Here is a 21,781-nt window from a genome sequence, read left to right on the forward strand (position 1 = left end):
GTCGATCAACGGGTCGCGGGTGGACCAAGCAGTGCACAGAAGGCTTCTTCGCTGACAGCCCGGCTGAAGTAGTAACCCTGATAGGTTCGGCACCCATGCTGCTTCAGAAAAGCCAGCTGTTCAGCGGTTTCCACGCCCTCGGCAATCAGCTCCATCTTCAGGCTGCGGGCCATGGCGATAATAGCGCGGACGATCTCGGCATCATTACCATCATGGGTACAGTCGTCGATGAATGACTGGTCGATCTTGAGCAGGTCTACCGGTAATCGCTTGAGATAGCTCAGCGATGAGTAGCCGGTCCCGAAATCGTCAATCGCGAAACGGATGCCCATGTCCCGCAACTCGTTCATCTTCTCCACCGTGTCGGATATGTTGTGGATCATGATGCTTTCGGTGATTTCCAGTTTCAGGCACTGCACGGGTATCTGCTTTTGGGCAATGGCTGCTGCCACCTGGGCAACAAAGCTGGCCTGGCGAAACTGCCGGGGGCTTATGTTGACACAGAGGCAGAACTGGTCAGCGGCGATCAACCGCTGGTCGAGAAGCCGGGCTATGAAGTCGCAGGCCTGCTCAAGGACCCAGTGGCCGGCTTCGAGGATCATGCCGCTCTCTTCGAGCACAGGCATGAAGGTGCCTGGACCGATCATTCCCATTTCGGGGTGCTGCCAGCGCAACAAGGCCTCGGCGCCTGTTATACGCTGCGTGCAGGCGTCGACCTGCGGCTGGTAGTGCAACAGGAATTCCCCCTCCAGCAGCGCGTTGCGCAACTCGGTTTCCAGTTGCAGACGCTGGCTGACGGCCACCTGCATCTGCGGCTCAAAAAAGGCGATGTTGTTGCGTCCGCTGGCCTTCACCCCATACAGCGCGGTATCGGCATGCTTTAGCAGGTCTTCCGGAGTGTTGCCATGCTCTGAGGACAGGGCAATACCGATGCTGCAGCTCAGTTGCAGTCCGTAACCCTCGATTTGCATGGGGGCGGACACAACCTCGAGCAGTTCGGCCGCGCTGACCCGCGCCTGCTCGGCAATCTGTTCCGGCTTGCCGGACAGGCCGGTAAGCAGGATGACGAATTCGTCGCCGCCCAGGCGGGCGACTGTATCAGCCCTGCGCACCCGCTCCTGCAGGCGGCGACTTACCTCCTGCAGGACCGCATCGCCACAGCCGTGACCGAGGGAGTCGTTGACGCGCTTGAAATGGTCCAGGTCGAAGAAGAGTAGCGCGCAACTCAGGCCATGGCGCTCACTGAGGGCCAGGTACTGTTGCAGTCGGTCGTGTAGCAGCAGGCGGTTGGGGAGATCCGTCAGCGCATCGTGATAAGCCTGATGCTTGACGCGCGCCTCGATTCTTCTCTGCTCGGTGACATCCTTGAAGCTGGACAGGGTGCACCACTCCTCGCCGACCAGGATGAAGTTGCTGGAAACCTCACAGTTCAGCACGCGACCATCCTTGGCGACAAGGTCAACCGGCTCATTGCGCAGGCAACCCTCGCGCATCAGTTTGTCGATGACCGCCGGACGTTTTTCCGGATACCGCCAGAACCCGAATTCGTTGGCATTCCTGTCGATCACATCCTGTGACTGGTAGCCGAACACCTGGGTAAACCGGTGGTTGATCTCGATTATCTTTGCAGTACGTTTGGAAAACAGTACATAGGGTTCGGGGGAGTCAATGAACAGGGCAGCAAACTTGGCTTCGCTCTGCTTCAGTTCCTGGTTGGCGTTGCTCCGCTCGGACATGTCGTGGGCCGTGGCCAGTTGGTACAACTGGTCACCGATGCGGACCTGCTCGACATAGGCCAGGCAGGGTCTGGTCTGGCCATCGCCGCATTGGAAGTGGGTTTCATGTTGCTGAATGCGGCCGCTGGTTAACAGTTGCCGGCGAAAATCCTCGCGTTGCCGCGAACTGGACCATAAAGGCAGCTCAGCGTAGGAACGACCGATCATGCGGGAAGCACTCCAGCCGAACAACGCCTCGAACGCCGGGTTGACGGCCACCACGGTATGGTCGGCCTCGCGCAGTAGCATGCAGGCAACGGGCAGTTGCCCGAGCAGGGCGATCAGCTCTTCTTCCCGCCTCATCAGTGCATCAGCCACAGTGTGCATGCAGCCAGACAATGCGCATTCATGTCGTTCGCTCTTTTTGTTCTAAGGCCAATTTAAAACTTTGCTTATACGGATACAAGATTCCGGGATTTGCTCAAGTGGCGAACAATGTCTGACAGTGTCATTGCGATCGTCCCGGATCTGCACAAGTCCCGCTGACGGCGCTCACCCATCACACCCCGCGTCGGCCAGGGGCCTGGCCATGTTTCGTCAGGGTCTCTCCCGACGGGCGGTCAATGGCATACCCATTGCAGACCTGAACCTGCACTGTCCGTCAGCAAGGCATTCAGACTGTCCGACATGCTTTCCTGCCCGGGCTCAGACAGACTTCCAGGAGTGAACCATGACCGAATCCATCGTACTAACCGCCACTGAACTCAAAGCCACACTCGACAATAACGACGATATCCTTCTGATCGATGTCCGGGATACCGCCGATTACGCCGCAGAACACATTCCGGGGGCCGTCAACGTACCGGATATCTTTTACCATCTGACAACCACCTCAGAGGATGAACTCAGTGCTACCTACCAGAAATTCGAGGACATACTTTCCGGCGTCGGCCTCCGGCCGGGGCAGAAAGCGGTGCTCTACGAAGATGGCCTGACCACTCGCTTCGGGAGTTCCTGTCGCGGCTGGTGGCTGCTCAATCATCTGGGGCATGATAATACCGCCATCCTGGACAAGGGCCTGGCCGGCTGGAAGGCAACGGGCCTGGCCACCGATAACCGAACGGTTGCTGTAGCGCCAAGCGACTTCAAGGTGATGGTGAATAACGACATTATCGCCACCAGGGATGATGTGCTCGCCGCTATTGAAGACGACAGCGTCGTCCTGCTGGATAACCGCGATGCCCGGGAGTGGTTCTGCGAAGGTTCTTCCCCATACGACGCCGATGGTGTCGACTATTCGCCCCGGCGGGGCCGGATTCCGACAGCTCGCTGGCTGGAATGGTACGAGCTGCTGGATGACAGTGACATTCCAAGCTTCAAATCCGCCAGCGAGATCACCGACATTCTGGCCGCAAAGGGCATTCACAAGGACGATGACATCATCATTTACTGTTTCAAGGGATCACGGGCCTCCAACACCTTTGCAGCCCTGAAAATGGCAGGCTTTACCCGACTGCGGAATTACCTGGGCAGCTGGTACGAATGGAGTGCCGATGAGTCACTGCCCATCGAGCTGGCGCCTTCCGCCGCCGCGTGACCAGGCAACCGTGAAGCTCTTGCGCACCAATGAGATCAGTCGTTTGTGACGGGCATTACCCGGGCGGATAACGCGCTGGTCTCAGCCAGCGCCCCTACCCTGATCGTTCAACTGATCTGATCGAGCCCGGCCTCAACAGCACTGTAACTGGAGGGCCGCACCACCCGATCAACCTCCTGCCCGTCCCTCAGAAAGACGATCGTCGGCCAGAGCTTGACCCCGAAGGTCCGCCCCAGCCGGCGGCCTTTGCCGTCTTCGACTTTCAGGTGGGGCGTTTCCGGGTGGGACTCAAAGGCTTTTGCTATGTCGGCCTGGGCGGCCTGGCAGAAACCGCACCAACCGGTTCCAAACTCCAGCACCAGCGGCCCCGGTGTCTGGTCAATCTCTTCGCGACTGGGTGCGTCCGCGTTGTATTGGCTGGCGTAGCTCATGGTTGTCCCTCTTGATCAGCTCATCCGACTCAGGGTCAATTCGTGGGTGCTGCCTGAGCTAAAGTTAGACCCCTGGCCGGTTAGACCAGTTCAGCCAACTACAGGTACCTTGATCGCTTCAACAAAAAGCGTTCAGACTGCCTTAGCAACAATAACCGTGTCCACTCCTGGCCCCCGATCCTCTGATAACTGAAGCCTGGTTTCGTAACCGCGACTTTCCAGCAAACGAAGATGCGATGAGTTGCTAGACCATGACCTCACACTGACGATGCCGTTGGGTTCGGCTTGTCTTACATAATCCTCAATGGCTTCATACAAGGCGTTGGCGACACCCCTGCCACGAAAAGCTGGAGCCACCGCAATGGTGGTGACATAGGCCGATGACCTGAAAGCGGCCGCGTCATAGGGATAATCGCGTCTGAAGGACAGAAAGCCCGCAATTTCCGGCCCAATCCTGGCCAAAAATACCGGTTGTTGGCTCATAGTCGCAAAATATTGATGTGGCTCTGCGATAACCTTGGAATCTTTCCCGAAAACCACATCTTTCGTGCCCTCGCGCGCAGAGAGGGGAGGAACAAACTCCTGATCAACCAGCTTCAGGATATCCCAGACTCCAGAAGAGGCAGCAGGATCCTGAGCTAGGCATTCCAGGTACTGAATTTCAGTAGCAACACGGTTAGTCATCAATCATCTTCATCCAGTCTTTTTTGGCAACTGCGACCTGTTCTCGGCGGCTAAGCTGACTCCCCAGGAAAATAACCCCAAAGTAGAAGATGAAAGATCCAAACAGTATCAGCAGGGCAAGCATACGCGGAAGGTCAAAAACAAACTCTGGTTGAATGTCGCTGGAGAAAATCGACGGAGCAAATGCTGCAATCCCGGCTGCGGTATTCAACAAGAAAAGCACTTCCAGCATTTTGGTGTTTCGGTTGAGCGCCCGACTTTCCAGCAGAGACAAATAATTGTTCTGCTCAACAATATAATTACTGATCCTTTCAGCGAAGTCCTTCAGAATTCCGATCTGTTTATCGATCCCGAAGTCAGTCATGAATATTTCAAGATCGTCTCTATACTGTGCATTCTTGGTGATAAAGTCTGAATTCTGTGCCGCAAAAATACTGGAGAACATCTCATTCTTACGCGCCTCAAGAAATCTCCCGAAGCTTTGCAGATAAGCAACATTGAGCTCACGACGCTTGATTACCGTTCTGTCAATATAAGCCTCAAGGTCCCTGATTTCGAAGATAGAGCCATGGATCTGGAACCAGTGCGAATGGGCGTGGGAAAACATCTGCTCCAGTTCATTCGTCCAGCACTGCTCCCGAACGACAAACGACCAGGTGTTAGCAACATACCGCCCCTCCGAACCGCGCAAGGGCTCATCCGTTGCAGAGCTATTCAGACCACAACCCTGTTTTATGGCGCTGTTTTGGTCAAGGAACACCAACGCATTTCGGGTCTCTTCGCTGGCGAACGCATCATCGCTTAATAGAAAGATCGGGCGAAAATCATGAAACTTATACCGCTTTCGTTGGGCGACCTGGTCACTGATCAGTGAGAGTATCTGGTCCACTCGACGACCAAAATCAAGTTCACCCCGATCTGCCGGAATCTCGAACGAACTCAACCTTCCCCTGACCTCACCATTGCGCGAAAGATAGATCAGATAGTCAAGGTTTTTATCATCAAGGAACTGCTGATGTGAGCCAAGAAGTCTTTTGGCTAGTTCGCAAGGTTCTTTCGCCTCGTACTTTGGGCTTTGCAGCCAGAAACCAAGTGTACCTGCTGGATCCAACTCCGTTCTCAAGTGCCAATGCTGTCCCTTGAAAATTATCTCTTCCTCTGCGAGTACGTATTTCTGATCTGCCCGGGCGAGATAACTGAAATTGAAAACGGAAAGGTCAGAAAGTCTGGGACGAAGATCAGGAAACACCTCCCTCATGCGAGCCAGACATGTGTCTAGAACTCCTTCTTCTACAATCGAGCCACCCAGGTCGTATCTGATCGAGTACAATAAGGATCCTCGTAGTTCCTCCATGAGCCCCTCGTTACGTAAAATCGTACGTTTTCATTCAGCCCGATCAGGGCCTTCTCAAAAGAATAAACAGCTTCTTCTGACCGGGCAACCGACAGGGCCCCAATTAAGACGGGTGGCCTTGCCGGATCGCACCAGATATGCCTGAACCGGTATCAGGCGACGCCCTGCTCCCGTGCCATCGCCATCGCGGCTTTTGGCCCCGTCCACAGGGACGGCAGGATGATCAGGGAAACGGGTATCGCGGTCAGCACAATAAACTGCTGCAGCACGCCGATCTGGCCGGCGCCCATGTACAACAGGATTGCCGCCATCAGGGCCATCGCGCCGCCCCAGAACACCCGGATCCAGGGGTTTGGCTCGTCATGCCCGGCGCCAACCATGGCTATGGAATAACTCATGGAGTCACCCGTGGTGGCCACGAAAATCGTGGTCAACAGCAGTATGGCAGCGGCCATCCAGGTGCCACCTGGCAGGGCCTGGGCTACGGTCAGGGTCGCCACATCAAACTGAAAATTGCCCAGTGCCTCGGTCAGGTCAAAGGTGCCGGCCAGCTGGTGGTAGATGCCGGAGCCGCCCAGCAGGGTGAACCATATCGTGGTCGCTATCGGCGCTAACACGGCCACCGCTACGATCATCTCCCGTACTGTCCGGCCCCGGGAGATCCGGGAGACAAACACCGCCATCAGCGGGGTGTATCCGATAAACCAGGCGAAGAAGAACACCGTCCACCACTTCATCCACCAGGCTGGAGCGGTTTCCGACGTCATAGTGGCCATGGCAAAGAATGAGGACATATATTCACCCATGGACTGGGTATAGGTATTCACCAGGAACAGGGTCGGTCCGAACACAAGGATCACTGCTGCGATGGCCAGGGCCAGCAGCACGTTGAAACGACTCAGCAGCTGGATACCCTTGTGCAGCCCACTCATGGCAGAGGTCATATACACCCCGGCCAGCACCGCCAGTACGGTCAACTGGGTACCATAGCCATCGGTAACGCCGAACAGTTCATGCAGGCCAAAGCTCATCTGTGTTGCCAGGAAGCCGATCGGTCCCACGGTGCCCGCCACCACGGCGATGACACAGAAAGCGTCCACTACGCCACCCAGACGCCCCTGGATGACGCTCTCCCCAAATACCGGGTACAGCAGCGTGCGTGGCTGCAGTGGTTTGCCCTGGCCGTAATGTGCCCGGGACAGCACCAGTGCCGTCAGCGACCCAAGTACGGCCCAGGCCAGGAAGCCCCAGTGGGTGAACGACTGGGCCATGGCTGGCGCCACAGCCGCGGATGTGCCGGCTTCAGCGCCGGAGGCAGGTGGTGATACCACAAAGTGATACACCGGCTCGCCGGCGGCGAAGAAGACACCACCACCTGCCAGCAAGGTGCACAGGATCATCGATAACCAGCGGAAGCGGCTGATTTCTGGCTTATCAAGCCCACCAAGCCGGGCGGCGCCGGCACGGCTCATAGCCGTACCAATGGCGATAAAGAAGGTCAGCAGCAACAATACCTGGAAGAACGACCCCAGGTATTTGGCGGTCCAGGTGAAACCGTTGCCAATCAGGCCGGCAACGTAGTTACTGTCCACCACGGAGGCACCAACAAACAGGAGGATAAAACCGATGGTCAGCGTGAGTACCACGGGATCACTATCGGTCAGGAGGCGGGATTTGGCTCCCGTTGCGGGAACGGACTCAGCAGTCATAGGGTCAGGCCTTCAGGAAAAACGGCGCACCCTACAGGAAAGGCCTCCACTTTGCACAGGATGCCGGCCAGCCCGGCGTCCGTAGTAACCGACACCCGTTATCATCACAACGGATTACTGCCCGAGCGACCAGCCCAGCAATTTGTTGCGATTTCCGATATAATGAGTGTTTGACGGTGGCAAACAAGCCAACCGTCGATCGGGAGAACAATATGAGCAAGAAACCGGTAAAGGCCACGTTAACCACAGCCATGATTGAAGAGCAGACTGCTGCTTTTCTGAAGTCTGGCGGAACGATCGAATATGTCGACAAGGGCAAGAGTGGGCAACTCTCCCTCACCGGGTCAAAACAAATCAACCTTAGAACGGATAAATAACCGTAAAGGAAAACCGGGCTATGCCGCCCGTGGTTGGAGCTGGTCGCAAAGACACTTACGGGTGGTGTTTGCGGTGACGTACCCCCTATACTGACCCAAAAAACAACGCCCCACCACCAACCAATGGAACAACAATGATTCGACTCCACGGTTTTTCTGCCAGCAACTACTACAACGTGCCCAAGCTTGCCCTTCTGGAGAAAGGTGTCGAGTTTGAGGAAGTGCTTTCCTATACCGGCGTCGGCCCGAAGTACAAGCCGGAATACCTGGACAAGAGCCCGCTTGGCAAGGTGCCGGCACTGGAAACACCGAAAGGTTTTATCAGTGAATCCCGCCCCATTCTGGAATACATCGAGCGCACCTACCCGGAGCCTTCCCTGATACCCCAGTCACCGTTTGACGTTGCCAAGGTCCAGGAACTGTCGCAGTTCATCGAACTGTATTTCGAGCTGGTGGCCCGCCGCCTGATCCCGAACCTCCTCGGGGGCACACAGCCGCACCCTGCCGTACTGAAAGAAGTGGAGACCGGTCTCGACAAGGCTGCGGCAGCACTGCCGAAACTGTCCTCGTTTGACCAGTTTGCCTATGGCGACAAGTTTACTGTGGCGGATATTGCAGCGATTCTGAACCTGCCCATCGTGCGTAACGTCGGCAAGGCATTCCTTGACCGTGACCCACTGGCTGAAGTGCCGGGACTACACGACTACTTCAAGCGCATGGCCCAAAGGCCGGCAGTGCAGAAGGTCCAGGCCGATGCTGCCAAGAACAGGCCGCAGTTCATGGCCCACCTTAAGGCGCTCTACGGAATCTGAACCGCCCCGCCACAGACCTCTTCACCCCTGAATCACACACCGGCGCCCGGAGCAGTTTGCCCGGGCCTCGGGTCACCTTCCCTCCCCCAAAACTCGTCATAGTCGTGAAAAGTCGACGTTGGCCGTTCGTTTCATTGCGGTCTACGCTGACTTGAAAACGCTGTGGCTGCCTGTGCACCCTGTAGCCGCATTACAGCATCCGCCCGGACCAGGCGGGGACACCCTGATCCGGAAAGTTCGCCAAAAGACCGGCGGGAGCAGCATGAAGTTTCCTTCAAGCACAGCGTTTGCCCTTCTGGGGGCAGCCCTCATCGCCATTAGCTATGGGCTGGCGCGCTTCGCCTTCGGCTTGTTCGTTCCGCCGATAAGGGGCGCACTGGACCTGTCGCCGGAGGTGATCGGCCTGATTGGCGCGCTGCCACTCATCAGTTTTGTATTGGCCAGCCTGGTTGCCCCCCGGGCTGCCACACGGCTTGGCTCACGCAACACCGCCCTCCTGTCGGGTGGTTTTGGTGCAGCAGGGCTGGCGCTGATAAGCCAGGCGTCCGGAGCCGTGTCCCTTGGGGTGGGCGTCTTTGCCTGCGGCATCTGTACAGGCCTTATGATGCCTGCTCTCACGGCGGCCATGCAGGCGCTGGTAAAGCGCTCCCTGCATGGCAGGGTGAGCTCGGTAATGAACGCCGGTACCAGCATCGGCGTGGCAGTGTCAGTGCCGGCCGTACTTTTCCTCGCCGATGCGTGGCGCTATGCCTATGCCTCCTTCGCTGTCCTTGCTGTTATCGGCATCGTTGCCACCTGGTATTTCATTCCCTCGGTATCGCGGGTCACCCCGGCAAACGCCGCACCCCCACCTGGCATCACCCTTGCCCAATGGTCCCGGCTGTTCAGGCTGTCGCTGTTTGCCTTTGTGATGGGCTTTGTTTCCGCTGCCTACTGGGTCTTCGCGCCGGACCTGGTGGTCACCCTCGGAAACCTGCCAGCCAGCATGACAGGCTGGCTGTGGCTCGCAGTCGGTGTTGCTGGCCTCGGCGGTGCCGTGGTGGCGGACCTTGCCGATCGCAATAACCCGCCGATCACCCACGCACTGATGCTGGTGATGTTGGCTGCCAGCCTGTCACTGCTCGCTGCAAGCCCCGACCAGATGGTGATCTCTGTATTCTCTGGGCTGGTGTTCGGCCTGGCGTACATGAGCCTGACCGGGCTCTATCTCATGACCGGGATCCGCCTGCTGCCCGGAAGGCTATCCATGGGACCGGTCATGCCCTTTGTGGCAATCTCCCTGGGACAGGCCGCAGGGTCTCCACTGGTTGGCATACTGGTGAATGAGTTCAGCTACGCCTTCGCGTTTGCAATGTTTTCAGCAGCGGGAATCATCGTCGCAATGTTCTCCCCCCTGTATCCCCGCTATATTGAGCAGGAAGCCGACGAGGCCGGCGAAGAGCAAACCGGTCTTCAGGCGGCCTATGATTATCAGTTACAGGACGAGCACGGCGAGCCCTTCAGCCCCGTGACGCCAGAACCCACTGCGGGCTCAGCGGCGCTTGACGAAAGTGACGAGGGCCGGGGTTGACGCAGGTTCCCGGGCAACCGAAAATCTCACCTTCGTTGTACACTTTCCGGGGAAGGTCTCAAGGTACAACGCTTCTGGCACCTCCAACCTGTAAAACCCGGCCATATCGCCACTCATCAGCAACGCTTGAGACAAAGGGAATCCGTTCATGAAACCTAAAGAGCTGGTCGCGCAGTTTATTGCCCATATACACGCCCAGCGATTCGATGAGGCGAAAGAGCTGCTGGCCACTGAAGGCTTCGAATATGTTGGACCCAATATGCGCTTCCTCAGTCGCGATGACATGCTGGCTTACCAGTTTGGCATGGCGGCCATCCAGAAGGACCTGATTGTCCGCCAGCTCAGCGCTGACGGCGAGCATGTCTTCGCCATCCTCGATTACCAGACCCACTTCGAGCCAATCGGCGATGTAAGGCTTGCCCTCTGGTTCCGGGTTGAGGACGACCGGATTCTCACAGTGGAAGCTTTCTATAACGCCGCTGTTGTGGAAAACATGCTGGGCGGCAACCTCCCCACCGCTGTTGATACCAGCCAGTAAACGCCGCAAGCCAGCACAGCCCCACCTCCCACTCATCGTTGATTTACTCCCAATTTGGCCATGGGCCGACTAGTCTGAAGGGAGATAAACCAACCTATGGGAAGGGAAAACCCCGTGATAGGCGATCGAACTGTCAGTGTCTTCTATGATGAAGTCATGCTGGGACACAATCCCCAGGTTGACCTGCCGTTCATTCCGAGCCGGGTTGAGAAACGTGTTCGGTCGATTCTTCAGAACCTGGAGTTCAAGTGGAGCTATCCTGAGCATCCGGGCCGGTTGTCCGCAATCAAGGCCTGGCTGGACAACTACCCGGTGCCCGGCGTGCGAATTGAGCAGGGGGCTGCTCCGGCAACCTATGAACAGCTCTCCCGGGTTCATACCACCTCCTACCTGGACCACCTTTTCTCTCTGGAGGGCCAACGCGCCTGGCTGGACAGGGACACAACCGCTGTATCACCGGACAGCATCCATGCAGCTACCACGGCCGCAGGCAATGCCATTGCCGCCGTAGAGAGTGTCATGGCCGGGAACTCAGACAGTGCGTTTGCCCTGGTGCGACCACCGGGCCACCATGCCGAGCCGGTACGTGCCCGAGGCTTCTGCCTGCTCAATAACGTCGCCATAGCTGCGGCCCATGCCCATGCGAAACTCGGCTGCGAGCGCATTCTGATCGTCGACTGGGATGCCCACCACGGCAACGGAACCCAGGAAATCTTCTGGGCAGACCCCGATGTGCTGTTCTTCGACACCCACTGCGCGGCACCCTTCTATCCCGGTTCCGGGCTGTTACAGGACGTGGGTGAGGGTATGGGGGAAGGCTACACCATCAACGTTCCCCTGCCGGAGGCGGCGGGCGACATCGCTTTTGAAAAGGTTTTCCGGGAGCTCCTGGTACCTGCCGCTGATTACTTCAAGCCAGACCTGGTATTGGTCTCAGCCGGTTTCGACCCCCACCGCAACGATATGGCTTTCAACGTGTCCTATGACGGTTTCAGGATGATGGCCAGCATTGTCCGGGACATCGCGGACCGGCACTGCCAGGGGCGGATCGCCTGCGTTCTGGAGGGCGGTTATAACCTGACCTCCCTGGGCCGAGGTGTGCATGCCGTTCTGGAAGTACTCGCCGGCGGCGAGGCACCCGTTCTCAAGGAACCCGGTATTGCGGAGGCTGAAGAGGCCGTGGCGTTCCATCGCTCGGCTTTCGGTGAGGAAATCTGACACCCGAATGTCAAGAACACCGGCAGGCTGTTGATATCTAACGGCACGGGAGCCAGAACAGCGGCTTCTATTTCAGACACAAAGCAAAAAGGCAGCCGAAGCTGCCTTTTTCAGATCATGTAGTTGGCTATATCAGATAGCGACTACATTGTCCGCCTGCGGGCCTTTCTGGCCATCGCTGACGTTGAATTCAACCTGCTGACCTTCTGCCAGGGTTTTAAAGCCGCTGCCCTGGATGGCGCTGAAGTGAACAAACACGTCCGGGCCACTTTCACGAGTGATAAAACCAAAGCCCTTTGCTTCGTTGAAGAACTTGACAGTACCGGTAGTAATAGACATATAGAAATATCCTGTAATCATTAATTTTGGTTGCAGCCAGTTCATCAGAATGATAACCGGTCAGCGATATGCGGAAAAAATATGAAGACTCGAAAACAGGACGGTGGACTACCAGTAATAACCAGAGAAACGTCTTATTCTTGAAGTTCGAAACAAATCTTTTCTACCGACCCACAGTAACCCATAAAGTCCCCGTTACCTAATTTATTTTAATAAGTACAAACCCCTGAATCCGGATTGCCGTTACCAGGCTATCAACAGTCGGCGACTACCTGTACACTACGCACCCAATTTTTCAGGTCAGCCCCTTGTGCCGGGCCGCCCTCTTCCTTCCAGGACTGTTTCTTTTGATTTCTACCGCAAACCTCACCATGCAATTCGGTGCCAAGCCCCTGTTCGAGAACGTTTCTGTCAAGTTCGGTGGCGGTAACCGCTATGGCCTGATCGGCGCTAATGGCAGTGGCAAGTCCACCTTCATGAAAATCCTCGGTGGTGAGCTCGAGCCTTCCAGTGGCCAGGTCATGCTTGCCCCGGACGTGCGTCTGGGCAAGCTGCCCCAGGACCAGTTCGCGTATGAGGACTACACCGTGCTGGACACGGTCATCATGGGCCATGAAAGGCTCTGGCAGGTGCACGCTGAACGGGAGCGCATCTACAGCAAGCCGGAGATGTCCGAAGAAGACGGCATGGCGGTGGGTGAGCTGGAGAATGAATACGCGGAACTCGATGGCTATACCGCCGAGTCCCGGGCCGGGGAACTCCTGCTTGGCCTGGGTATTCCGCTGGACCAGCACAACGGGCCCATGAGCGAGATCGCTCCCGGCTGGAAACTCCGCGTGCTACTGGCCCAGGCACTGTTCTCTGACCCGGACGTGCTGCTGCTGGATGAGCCCACCAACCACCTGGACATCAACACCATTGGCTGGCTTGAACAGATCCTGATCGCCCGCAACAGCACGATCATTATCATCTCCCACGACCGCCATTTCCTGAACAGTGTCTGCACCCATATGGCCGACCTGGACTACGGCGAACTACGCCAGTTCCCGGGCAACTACGACGAGTACATGACCGCCGCCACCCAGGCCCGGGAGCGTATCCAGGCCGACAACGCCAAGAAGAAGGCCCAGATCGCCGAGTTACAGACCTTTGTGAGCCGCTTCTCTGCCAACGCTTCCAAGGCCAAGCAGGCGACCAGCCGGGCCCGGCAGATCGACAAGATTCAGCTGGAGGAAATCCGGCCGTCGAGCCGCATGAGTCCCTTTATCCGCTTCGAGCAGCACCGCAAGCTGCACCGCCAGGCCGTGGTAGCAGAGAAAGTCAGCCAGGGCTTTGACAACGAGGTGCTGTTCCGCAACCTGGACCTGCAGATCGAAGCCGGTGAGCGTGTGGCCATCATTGGCCCCAACGGTATCGGCAAGACCACCCTGCTACGCACGCTGGTGGGAGACCTCGCCCCCCTCGAAGGCACCGTGAAATGGGCAGATGCCGCCCAGGTTGGCTACTTTGCCCAGGAGCACGGCGACGACTTCGCTGACGACAGCAACCTGTTTGAGTGGATGTCCCAATGGACCGAGGGTGGTGAACAGCTTGTCCGGGGCACGCTTGGGCGTATGCTGTTTTCCAACGATGATATCGGCAAATCGGTGCAGGTCATTTCTGGCGGAGAGCAGGGCCGCATGCTGTTTGGCAAGCTGATTCTCCAGAAGCCCAACGTACTGGTCATGGATGAACCCACCAACCACCTGGACATGGAGTCTATCGAGGCCCTGAACCTGGCCCTTGAGCACTACCCTGGCACACTGATCTTCGTAAGCCATGACCGGGCGTTCGTCTCCAGCCTGGCCACTCGCATCATCGAACTGTCCGAAGATGGCGTGACTGACTTCAGCGGTACCTACGACGACTACCTCCGGAACCTGGGTGTCGCAGTATAAGGCCGGTTATCTGGACAAGGCAGCGGATCTGACCGACACTGCGAAAAGTCACAGACCGGGGTCGTCCCCGGCTTTCTGCCGGGATGACCGCTGTTCCAGTTACAAAAAAGGAAAACCCCATGCCCTTTTCCCAGGACCATCTCAGCGAGCTCAACCTGTTGGCGCTGTTTGACTCTTCCTCTACGCAGGAAGGCATCAAGGTACATCAACACACTGCCGACCCGGCTGTGGTAGCCGCAGCCGAACGCCTTCATGGCAAAGGCCTGATATCCCAGAAGGATGGCGGTTACCTCACGCCACTGGGGGCGGAAGTTGCCGAGCATGTGCAGAAAACCCTCGCCGTGCTCACCAGCAGCACGGACGACACAGTTTCGTAGAACGGAACATCCGACGTTTCCTGACGCAGCGCTGTTATCACCGCGGCGCAGACATAAAAAAGGGCAGCCCCGGAAGGCTGCCCTTGCTGTTTTCAGGGCCGGTTACTCTTCAACCGCACTGTTATCTTCAAGGATTAACCGGACTTCTTCAGGGTCCAGCAGTTGGGCTTCGTAGGTCAGGCCCTGGGCTTCGATCACCCTGACAAAGGCCCGCAAATGACTCTTGGACCCATCCAGGAGGTTGGAGTAGGCAATGATAATGGGGCGTTCGTCGGTCTGGTCGATGGCCGCGAGAATATCGCGCATATCCTTTTCTTCAATCAGTGCACCGACATAAAGTGCGTTAATGAAGGATGTCTTGCCCTTGGCGACGAGTTCGTCATAAAGGGCCTGCAACTCCTGATTGGTAAATACGCCGATCGTGTCGTTAACGACGGGATCCTCAACGCCAAACTTGTCGAGCAGATAGTCCACTGTTGTTGTGTGGTCTTCCTCGGAAAGAGCGATCCTTGCAAATACCTGGGTCTGCTTGCCCCATTGTTCATCGAGCGTAAGGTATACATCCCGGGCCAGCTTTTCCTCCTCCCTCATATAACGGAGATCGCTGATTTCGATCTCAGTAAGGTCCGGATCGACAACCGCGGATGTGGGGGCGTCAACTGACTGTCCTCCGTTACCGTTACCGTTGCCGGGGCCGGCAAGGACAAGTGACGAACTACCAAGAGCCAGGGAACCGATAAGCGTAGCGGCGATCAGGGATTTTGCATTCATAACTACCTCTCTTTAAATGGGCGTGAAATTGCCCGTACACATTAGTTATGACGCTAACAAAGAAAAAAGGTTCGATCTTTTTTGTGACATTTAGGACATTTTAGTAGGCATAACCCACTAGATCACTGCATTTTCATGAAAATGCGACGTGTCCTTGTTTCGCTTTCCAACACGTCCCGAACTACTTTCAGTTCTTCTGTTCCAATAATGGCAGGCCCCACCCAGCTTTGGGGATAAGCGTAAAGTCCTTGTAAACACCGGCTATCCCGATGGCGGGATCACGATCGTTGGTGCAGCCTGTATTTGAACAGTCAGGATGTGCTGAAACCTGACCGTCATATACCGGACCCGGGCATACCTGGTTCCGATTGCGATCAACCCTGACCTTCCAATCAAAGGAGATTGCCCATGGGTACGCGCAAGACTATTCTCGTCGCAACCGCGGCTGCCGCAGGTATCACAATGTCATCTGCAGCCCTTGCACAGGACATCTACAAATCTGGTGTGGGCGGACTCTACACCGGCGTGAACTACACCTTTATCGATATTGATGCCCAGGAGGACGCAGACGTGGGCACGCTTTCCGCCAAGGTTGGCGTCCAGGCTAACAAGTACTTCGGTGCCGAAGCGCGGGCCGGATTCGGCGTAAACGATGACACCGTCAATGGCACTGAGGTCAAGTTGGATAATTTCTTCGGCGGTTATGCCACCATCAATATGGCCAACGAGACCCCCGTCACCCCCTATGCCATTCTTGGTTTCACCCGGGTGGAACTGGAGGCAGGCTCGCGCTCCGACGACGAGTCAGACTTCTCCTACGGCGCCGGGGTGAACGTCCAGCTCGCCCGCAACCTCTCGGGTAACCTTGAGTACATGCGCTACTATGACGACCGTGACGTAACCATCGACGGTATCGGCCTCGGGATCCTGGTCAACTTCTGATGCCCTGGCGGCCAGCAGGCCCCTGACGGATCAAGCGTCCAATGCCTGAACCTTGAGGGGGCCATCCTTCCAGCTTGTAATGGAATTCCCGGTTTGCCACGGGGCGGATTTGTCGTACTGTGTTCATCAGTAACATACCCGATGGAATCGCCAATGCCGCTCGACAGTAACATCAGTATCCGTAAATACCAGATTCAGGATCTCAGCCCGCTTGTCCGGCTGTTTACCGAGTCGGTGCATGAGCTGACCGCAACCGCCTACGACGAAACCCAGCGCTATGCCTGGGCATCACGGACTCCCAACCTGGATACCTGGCAGCACCGGCTGGACTCTCTGGAGACCCTGGTGGCAGAGGAGGCCGGCCAGCTCGCAGGGTTCATTTCCTATGAACTCACCGGCCAGATTGACCTGATCTACACGGCCCCCAACTATGCTCGCAAGGGCGTGGCTTCCGCATTGTTGCGGAGGGCTGAGGAACACCTCAGGACACTGGGCGTGACGGAACTGCTCACCGAAGCCAGCGTGGTTGCCCGCCCGTTCTTCCTCCGTCACGGCTTCGAAATCGAGCAGGAGTACCAGACTACCGTGCGCGGTGCCCATTTCCTGCGGTACAACATGCGCAAGGCCTTGTAGGGCGGTTTTCCAGCCCCGCCCCGACCGATCCAGCCAGCGCCAGCCCGACGTCGGGGTAATCCACCGAGACGGGACCCGGCAAAATCTGGATAATGGCGGCCAGTTCAGTAAGCCCGCCATTTTTCCGGATCCGGTAGACTCGCCATGGAAATCAACGTTAACTTTCTCGACAACCTGAGACTGGAAGCGAAGTTCGACGACTTCACCGTTCTCACAGACCAGCCTATTCGCTACAAGGGTGACGGTTCCGCGCCCAGTCCGTTTGATTACTTCCTGGCCTCCTCTGCCCTGTGCGCTGCCTATTTCGTGCGGGTCTACTGCCTGGCCCGGGAAATACCCACAGACAATATCCGGCTCTCCCAGAACAATATTGTCGACCCGGAGGACCGTTACAACCAGATCTTCAAAATCCAGGTGGAGTTGCCGGAAGACCTGCCGGAGAAGCATCGCCAGGGCATCCTGCGTTCCATCGACCGCTGTACCGTGAAAAAGGTGGTCCAGACCGGACCGACCTTCGAGATCGAGACCGTGGACAACCTGGACGAAGACGCACAGGCCCTGCTGATGACGACGCCGGAGGGCAGCCGCACCTTTATTGAGGGCAAGGACCTGCCGCTTGAGGAAACCATCGCTAACATGACCGGAATCCTGCGGGACCTGGGCATGAAGATAGAGATTGCCTCCTGGCGCAACATCGTGCCCCATGTCTGGTCGCTACACGTGCGGGACGCCTCCTCCCCCATGTGCTTCACCAACGGCAAGGGTTCCACCAAGGAAAGCGCCCTGTGTTCCGCCCTGGGTGAGTTTATCGAGCGTCTGAGCTGTAACTTCTTCTATAACGACCAGTATTTCGGTGAGGACATCGCCAACCGGGAATTCGTCCACTACCCGAATGAAAAGTGGTTCAAACCCGGACCGGATGATGAACTGCCTGCGGGCATCCTGGATGACCATTGCCTGGCCATCTATAACCCGGAAGGCGAACTGCAGGGATCCAACCTGATTGACACCAATTCCGGCCGCGTGGACCGGGGTATCTGCTCACTGCCCTTTGTAAGGCGCTCTGATGGCGAGGAGGTGTATTTCCCCTCCAACCTGATCGAGAACCTCTTCCTCAGCAACGGCATGAGCGCCGGCAACACCCTGCAGGAAGCCCAGGTACAGTGCCTGTCGGAAATCTTCGAGCGGGCGGTCAAGAAGCAGATCATCGAAGAGGAAATCGCCCTGCCGGACGTACCCCTGTCCGTGCTGGAGCAGTATCCCCACATTCTGGAAGGTGTACAGGCACTCGAAAAACAGGGGTTCCCCATCCTGGTCAAGGACGGCTCCCTGGGCGGCCAGTACCCGGTAATGTGCGTCACCCTGATGAACCCGAAAACCGGCGGCGTGTTTGCTTCCTTCGGCGCCCACCCCAGCTTTCAGGTGGCGCTTGAACGCAGCCTGACCGAGCTGATGCAGGGCCGCAGCTTTGAAGGCCTGAACGACATGCCCCCGCCCACCTTCAACAGCCTGGCGGTTACCGAGCCCAACAACTACGTGGAACACTTCATTGACTCCACCGGCGTGGTGTCCTGGCGCTTCTTCAGCGCCCGTTCCGAATACGAATTCAGTCACTGGGACTTTTCCGGCACCAACCAGGAAGAAGCGGACAGGCTGTTCGGCATCCTGGAAGACCTGGGCAAAGAAGTTTACATGGCCATCCACGAGGATCTCGGCGCACCGGTATGCCGCATTCTCGTGCCCGGCTATTCCGAGGTCTATCCGGTGGAAGACCTGGTGTGGGACAACACCAACATGGCCCTGGACTACCGGGAGGAGATCCTTAACATCCACCGCCTGGATGACGAGCAGCTGGCCGACCTGGTGGAGCGCCTGGAAGAGAGCCAGCTGGACAACTACATGAAGATCATCAACCTGATCGGCGTGGAGTTCGACGAAAATACCATCTGGGGCCAGCTCACCATCCTCGAGCTCAAGCTCATGATCTACCTGGCCCTGCAGCAGCATGATGAGGCCCTGGACACGGTGGATGCCTTCCTCCAGTTCAACGACAACACGGTCGAGCGCAACCTCTACTACCGGGCCATGAATGCGGTACTGGAAATCGTGCTGGATGACGAACTGGAACTGGAGGACTTTGACGTCAACCTGCGACGCATGTTCGGCGACGAGACCATGGACGCCGTGGTGGGTTCCGTGGACGGCAGTGTGCGCTTCCAGGGCCTGACGCCGACCAACATGCAGCTGGAAGGCCTTGACCGGCACCTGCGGTTGCTGGAGAGCTACAACAAGCTTCATGCAGCGCGGGCTGCACGGGCACAGGCTGCAACTGCGCGTTCTGCGTAACCTGGCCGTCAAGCCGATGAGCGACGACGCCCGCGTCGCTCATCGGTAACCCTGAGTGAGAAATTACCTGCCAAAACCGAGCGACCGCTCGATTCCTTTTTGATCTGCGGTTATGCTATCCCGATCTAAGAAACCGACAAAGGATAGCAGTAATGACTGATACACCCACCGCACTGCAGGACCTGGCCAGCCCCGACGGGATCTGCTTCGGCTGTGGCACCGTTCACCCCACCGGCCTGCAACTGAAAAGCTATTGGTCAGACGACGGCACCCATGTCGTGGCGCGGCACACACCGGCCCCCGAATACACTGGTTGGCCGGAACTGGTCTATGGCGGCCTGCTGGCCATGCTGGTGGATTGCCATTCCAACTGGACTGCCATGGCCTGGCACTATCGGGCCGAAGGCCGCGAGCCCGGCACCCTGCCCCGAATCGACTGCGTCACCGGCAAACTCAACCTGACCTATCTGAAGCCCACACCCATGGGCGTGGAACTTACCCTGAAAGCCCGGGTTGAAGGCGACGTTGGCCGCAAGAGTCGGGTCATCTGTGAAGTCTGGGCAGGTGAGGTAATGACCGTCGTGGCAGATTCAGTCTTTGTGCGAGTGGACACGGAGGAACTGACTGACAAGGCACACGGCCGTAAGGAAAGGGACACCGTCTGCGCCTGACGGCACCACGCCACGGAAGGCACTGCAAGCGGGCAAACATCCAGTCCCTGCCCAACTACAGAAATTTAATAACCTCCCCGGAATCCGTCCCCACAATCACTAACGGATCACGTGGTTAATGGTTCACAAGAACAACTTAAGCACACCCGAAAACATTAAACGGATGTTTGATTTCACCCTGGCACCCGGTTCTTGCGCCCCCTCCTTATTGAAAACCCGAGCACCTGCCTGCAATCTTTTATGTACAGAAAATTCGATTAATCAATAGCTTGGATACGTACAAACCGTAATTTATGACCTGCAAGCGGCAGCTGAGACACAGGCGTTACTGCCTGTCCAGCCCCGGTACTTGTCGCCGGCGCCGCAGGATTGGTGTGAAAGGTAACGGAATCAGCGAACCAGGAGGTGCGCCATGGCATCACAAGCAGGGCTCTATGCATGTTTCGAAGATGCGGACACGTTGCCGGCACGGGAGCGCCGGCAACTGGTGGAACTACCGTCAGAACGCCTGGTGTGCCCGAAAGATGAGGTGATTCTTCGAGAAGGCGAGCCTGCACATGGTCTGTTCGTGGTGGAAAAGGGGCTTTGCTATACCCAGCGTTTCCTGCACGACGGTACACGCCATATTATCGATGTACACTTTCCCGGCGAGATCGTTGGGCTGGACCAGCTTTCGCAGCCGCTGCACCTGTCTGGCCTGGCGGCTATGACCGATACAGCCCTGTTCATGTACAACAAGCTTTCGGTAATGCACCTGTTTACGGGCTCACCGGCCCTTGCCCGATTACTGCTCCACATGGTCTCACGAGGGCAGGCAATCATGACGGAGCGCATCGTAGGCCTCGCCCGCCACGGTGCGCTTCGCCGGGTCGCACACTTCCTGCTGGAGATTCTGCACCGCGGTGGCTATGCCAACCCCATTGGGGTACGGTCACTGCGCAAAGTGCCGGCCGAGCAAGCGGACCAGGCGAACAAGGGCCTGCAATCTCCACTCACGTTCCGCATCCCTCAGCAGGTGATTGCAGACACCCTGGGTTTAAGCATTGTGCACGTCAGCCGTGTGCTGCGACAGTTGCGTGAACAAGATATGATCACCACCCAGAATCAGGGCATCACCCTCATGGATGTGGACGGCCTGCGCAACATTGCCGGGGTCGATCCGGCGGCACGCTGGCGATCCACCCCGGGGTGAACGCCCTCACGACGGGAAGCGTGTATTGTGAGCCATCCTGAAGCAGAAAAACGGTTTGCCGCAGACGCCATGCTGGGCCGCCTGGCCCGATGGCTTCGGGTGCTGGGCTTCGATACCGTTCACATCCCGGATGTTGATGACCATGACCTGGTGGCCCTGGCCGACCGGGAAGGCAGGATCCTGCTCACCCGTGACCGCCACCTGGTCACCTATCTCAGACCCCGCAACTCTTTATTGCTGCAGTCATTGTCGCCACACGAGCAACTGCTGGAGGTGGCCGAGGCATGCGGTATCGGTATGGCGGAGGATCTGTTCACCCGGTGCATGGTGTGTAATACGGAGTTGCGGCAGGCCACTGAACAGGAAGTCGCAACGCTGGTGCCGGACAAGGCACGCGCCCGCCCGGGGCCGTTTCTGAGGTGCCCCGGCTGTGGCCGGGTATACTGGCCGGGCAGTCATACCCGCCGTATGCGGCGGGTTCTGGAAACGCTCTTTCCCGATTGACCGGTTACCTGCATCAACCCACCCTGCCTATACTCACCGACAGTCCCTGCTTGATGGATGCGCT

Annotated in this window: 21 protein-coding genes; 14 read left to right on the forward strand and 7 right to left on the reverse strand. The window is 57.3% G+C overall.

Going from position 1 to position 21,781, the window contains the following annotated elements; all coding sequences use genetic code 11:
• Positions 1-5: 5 nt before the first annotated feature.
• Positions 6-2,078, reverse strand: coding sequence for a putative bifunctional diguanylate cyclase/phosphodiesterase (locus tag BM036_RS00715; protein WP_177185954.1), 2,073 nt, complete (start codon positions 2,076-2,078; stop codon positions 6-8).
• Between the two features lie 367 nt (positions 2,079-2,445).
• On the opposite strand from BM036_RS00715, the gene BM036_RS00720 reads away from it, so the two are divergent.
• A complete protein-coding gene (locus BM036_RS00720) occupies positions 2,446-3,312 on the forward strand; it encodes a sulfurtransferase (RefSeq protein ID WP_091848315.1) in 867 nt (288 codons plus the stop codon).
• 107 nt (positions 3,313-3,419) lie between these two features.
• On the opposite strand, the gene BM036_RS00725 is transcribed toward BM036_RS00720, so the two are convergent.
• From BM036_RS00725 to BM036_RS00740, 4 genes are all read right to left on the reverse strand, one after another.
• Positions 3,420-3,743, reverse strand: a complete 324-nt coding sequence (locus BM036_RS00725) for a thioredoxin family protein (protein ID WP_091848316.1) — start codon at positions 3,741-3,743, stop codon at positions 3,420-3,422.
• A 132-nt stretch (positions 3,744-3,875) separates the two neighbouring features.
• A complete protein-coding gene (locus BM036_RS00730) occupies positions 3,876-4,427 on the reverse strand; it encodes a GNAT family N-acetyltransferase (protein ID WP_091848317.1) in 552 nt (183 codons plus the stop codon).
• Positions 4,420-5,781: a hypothetical protein gene (locus BM036_RS00735; protein ID WP_143066550.1), complete on the reverse strand. Its 1,362-nt coding sequence runs from the start codon at positions 5,779-5,781 to the stop codon at positions 4,420-4,422. Before BM036_RS00735 ends, BM036_RS00730 begins: the two co-directional genes overlap by 8 nt.
• A gap of 152 nt (positions 5,782-5,933) precedes the next feature.
• A complete protein-coding gene (locus BM036_RS00740; RefSeq protein ID WP_091848319.1) occupies positions 5,934-7,490 on the reverse strand; it encodes a BCCT family transporter in 1,557 nt (518 codons plus the stop codon).
• Positions 7,491-7,702: 212 nt separating this feature from the next.
• Here BM036_RS00740 and BM036_RS20035 point away from each other — a divergent pair, with 212 nt between their 5' ends.
• The 5 genes from BM036_RS20035 to BM036_RS00760 all read left to right on the forward strand — a co-directional run bounded on the left by BM036_RS20035 (position 7,703) and on the right by BM036_RS00760 (position 12,005).
• A complete protein-coding gene (locus BM036_RS20035) occupies positions 7,703-7,867 on the forward strand; it encodes a hypothetical protein (RefSeq protein ID WP_177185955.1) in 165 nt (54 codons plus the stop codon).
• Positions 7,868-8,001: 134 nt separating this feature from the next.
• The gene (locus BM036_RS00745) at positions 8,002-8,679 is read left to right on the forward strand and encodes a glutathione S-transferase family protein (RefSeq protein WP_091848320.1); all 678 of its coding nucleotides are present in this window, start codon (positions 8,002-8,004) and stop codon (positions 8,677-8,679) included.
• A 262-nt stretch (positions 8,680-8,941) separates the two neighbouring features.
• Positions 8,942-10,249: an MFS transporter gene (locus BM036_RS00750; protein WP_091848321.1), complete on the forward strand. Its 1,308-nt coding sequence runs from the start codon at positions 8,942-8,944 to the stop codon at positions 10,247-10,249.
• Between the two features lie 148 nt (positions 10,250-10,397).
• On the forward strand, positions 10,398-10,787 hold the full coding sequence (locus BM036_RS00755; RefSeq protein ID WP_091848322.1) for a nuclear transport factor 2 family protein: 390 nt from the start codon (positions 10,398-10,400) through the stop codon (positions 10,785-10,787).
• Positions 10,788-10,901: 114 nt separating this feature from the next.
• Positions 10,902-12,005 (forward strand): histone deacetylase family protein, encoded by a 1,104-nt coding sequence (locus BM036_RS00760; RefSeq protein ID WP_091848665.1) that lies wholly within the window; start codon positions 10,902-10,904, stop codon positions 12,003-12,005.
• 132 nt (positions 12,006-12,137) lie between these two features.
• On the opposite strand, the gene BM036_RS00765 is transcribed toward BM036_RS00760, so the two are convergent.
• Entirely contained in the window at positions 12,138-12,344 is a 207-nt protein-coding gene (locus tag BM036_RS00765; protein ID WP_091848323.1) for a cold-shock protein, read from the reverse strand.
• Positions 12,345-12,691: 347 nt separating this feature from the next.
• Here BM036_RS00765 and BM036_RS00770 point away from each other — a divergent pair, with 347 nt between their 5' ends.
• Together BM036_RS00770 and BM036_RS00775 are read left to right on the forward strand one after the other, a co-directional pair.
• The gene (locus tag BM036_RS00770; protein ID WP_091848324.1) at positions 12,692-14,281 is read left to right on the forward strand and encodes an ABC-F family ATPase; all 1,590 of its coding nucleotides are present in this window, start codon (positions 12,692-12,694) and stop codon (positions 14,279-14,281) included.
• A gap of 119 nt (positions 14,282-14,400) precedes the next feature.
• Complete coding sequence (locus BM036_RS00775) at positions 14,401-14,658, forward strand: TIGR02647 family protein (protein WP_091848325.1); 258 nt, start codon at positions 14,401-14,403, stop codon at positions 14,656-14,658.
• 102 nt (positions 14,659-14,760) lie between these two features.
• Here the strand turns inward: BM036_RS00775 and BM036_RS00780 are convergent, their stop codons facing one another.
• On the reverse strand, positions 14,761-15,429 hold the full coding sequence (locus tag BM036_RS00780) for a DUF2202 domain-containing protein (RefSeq protein ID WP_091848326.1): 669 nt from the start codon (positions 15,427-15,429) through the stop codon (positions 14,761-14,763).
• A gap of 408 nt (positions 15,430-15,837) precedes the next feature.
• Between BM036_RS00780 and BM036_RS00785 the strand changes: the two genes are divergently transcribed.
• The 6 genes from BM036_RS00785 to BM036_RS00810 all read left to right on the forward strand — a co-directional run bounded on the left by BM036_RS00785 (position 15,838) and on the right by BM036_RS00810 (position 21,717).
• Complete coding sequence (locus BM036_RS00785) at positions 15,838-16,371, forward strand: outer membrane beta-barrel protein (protein ID WP_091848327.1); 534 nt, start codon at positions 15,838-15,840, stop codon at positions 16,369-16,371.
• Between the two features lie 153 nt (positions 16,372-16,524).
• On the forward strand, positions 16,525-17,004 hold the full coding sequence (locus BM036_RS00790) for a GNAT family N-acetyltransferase (protein WP_091848328.1): 480 nt from the start codon (positions 16,525-16,527) through the stop codon (positions 17,002-17,004).
• A gap of 144 nt (positions 17,005-17,148) precedes the next feature.
• Complete coding sequence (locus BM036_RS00795; protein WP_091848329.1) at positions 17,149-19,350, forward strand: OsmC domain/YcaO domain-containing protein; 2,202 nt, start codon at positions 17,149-17,151, stop codon at positions 19,348-19,350.
• A 152-nt stretch (positions 19,351-19,502) separates the two neighbouring features.
• A complete protein-coding gene (locus tag BM036_RS00800; protein WP_091848330.1) occupies positions 19,503-20,021 on the forward strand; it encodes a PaaI family thioesterase in 519 nt (172 codons plus the stop codon).
• Between the two features lie 412 nt (positions 20,022-20,433).
• A complete protein-coding gene (locus BM036_RS00805; protein WP_091848331.1) occupies positions 20,434-21,213 on the forward strand; it encodes a Crp/Fnr family transcriptional regulator in 780 nt (259 codons plus the stop codon).
• A 27-nt stretch (positions 21,214-21,240) separates the two neighbouring features.
• Positions 21,241-21,717: a Mut7-C RNAse domain-containing protein gene (locus BM036_RS00810; RefSeq protein ID WP_091848332.1), complete on the forward strand. Its 477-nt coding sequence runs from the start codon at positions 21,241-21,243 to the stop codon at positions 21,715-21,717.
• Positions 21,718-21,781 lie beyond the last annotated feature (64 nt).

It is taken from the genome of Marinobacter segnicrescens (assembly GCF_900111555.1).
Classification (GTDB): domain Bacteria; phylum Pseudomonadota; class Gammaproteobacteria; order Pseudomonadales; family Oleiphilaceae; genus Marinobacter; species Marinobacter segnicrescens.

Coding starts and splice junctions, on each gene's coding strand:
- BM036_RS00720 (WP_091848315.1), top strand. CDS start 2,446: ATGACCGAATCCATCGTACTAACCGCCACTGAACTCAAAGCCACACTC.
- BM036_RS00790 (WP_091848328.1), top strand. CDS start 16,525: ATGCCGCTCGACAGTAACATCAGTATCCGTAAATACCAGATTCAGGAT.
- BM036_RS00730 (WP_091848317.1), bottom strand. CDS start 4,427: ATGACTAACCGTGTTGCTACTGAAATTCAGTACCTGGAATGCCTAGCT.
- BM036_RS00715 (WP_177185954.1), bottom strand. CDS start 2,078: ATGAGGCGGGAAGAAGAGCTGATCGCCCTGCTCGGGCAACTGCCCGTT.
- BM036_RS00750 (WP_091848321.1), top strand. CDS start 8,942: ATGAAGTTTCCTTCAAGCACAGCGTTTGCCCTTCTGGGGGCAGCCCTC.
- BM036_RS00725 (WP_091848316.1), bottom strand. CDS start 3,743: ATGAGCTACGCCAGCCAATACAACGCGGACGCACCCAGTCGCGAAGAG.
- BM036_RS20035 (WP_177185955.1), top strand. CDS start 7,703: ATGAGCAAGAAACCGGTAAAGGCCACGTTAACCACAGCCATGATTGAA.
- BM036_RS00755 (WP_091848322.1), top strand. CDS start 10,398: ATGAAACCTAAAGAGCTGGTCGCGCAGTTTATTGCCCATATACACGCC.
- BM036_RS00765 (WP_091848323.1), bottom strand. CDS start 12,344: ATGTCTATTACTACCGGTACTGTCAAGTTCTTCAACGAAGCAAAGGGC.
- BM036_RS00740 (WP_091848319.1), bottom strand. CDS start 7,490: ATGACTGCTGAGTCCGTTCCCGCAACGGGAGCCAAATCCCGCCTCCTG.
- BM036_RS00800 (WP_091848330.1), top strand. CDS start 19,503: ATGACTGATACACCCACCGCACTGCAGGACCTGGCCAGCCCCGACGGG.
- BM036_RS00795 (WP_091848329.1), top strand. CDS start 17,149: ATGGAAATCAACGTTAACTTTCTCGACAACCTGAGACTGGAAGCGAAG.
- BM036_RS00780 (WP_091848326.1), bottom strand. CDS start 15,429: ATGAATGCAAAATCCCTGATCGCCGCTACGCTTATCGGTTCCCTGGCT.
- BM036_RS00775 (WP_091848325.1), top strand. CDS start 14,401: ATGCCCTTTTCCCAGGACCATCTCAGCGAGCTCAACCTGTTGGCGCTG.
- BM036_RS00785 (WP_091848327.1), top strand. CDS start 15,838: ATGGGTACGCGCAAGACTATTCTCGTCGCAACCGCGGCTGCCGCAGGT.
- BM036_RS00745 (WP_091848320.1), top strand. CDS start 8,002: ATGATTCGACTCCACGGTTTTTCTGCCAGCAACTACTACAACGTGCCC.
- BM036_RS00735 (WP_143066550.1), bottom strand. CDS start 5,781: ATGGAGGAACTACGAGGATCCTTATTGTACTCGATCAGATACGACCTG.
- BM036_RS00805 (WP_091848331.1), top strand. CDS start 20,434: ATGGCATCACAAGCAGGGCTCTATGCATGTTTCGAAGATGCGGACACG.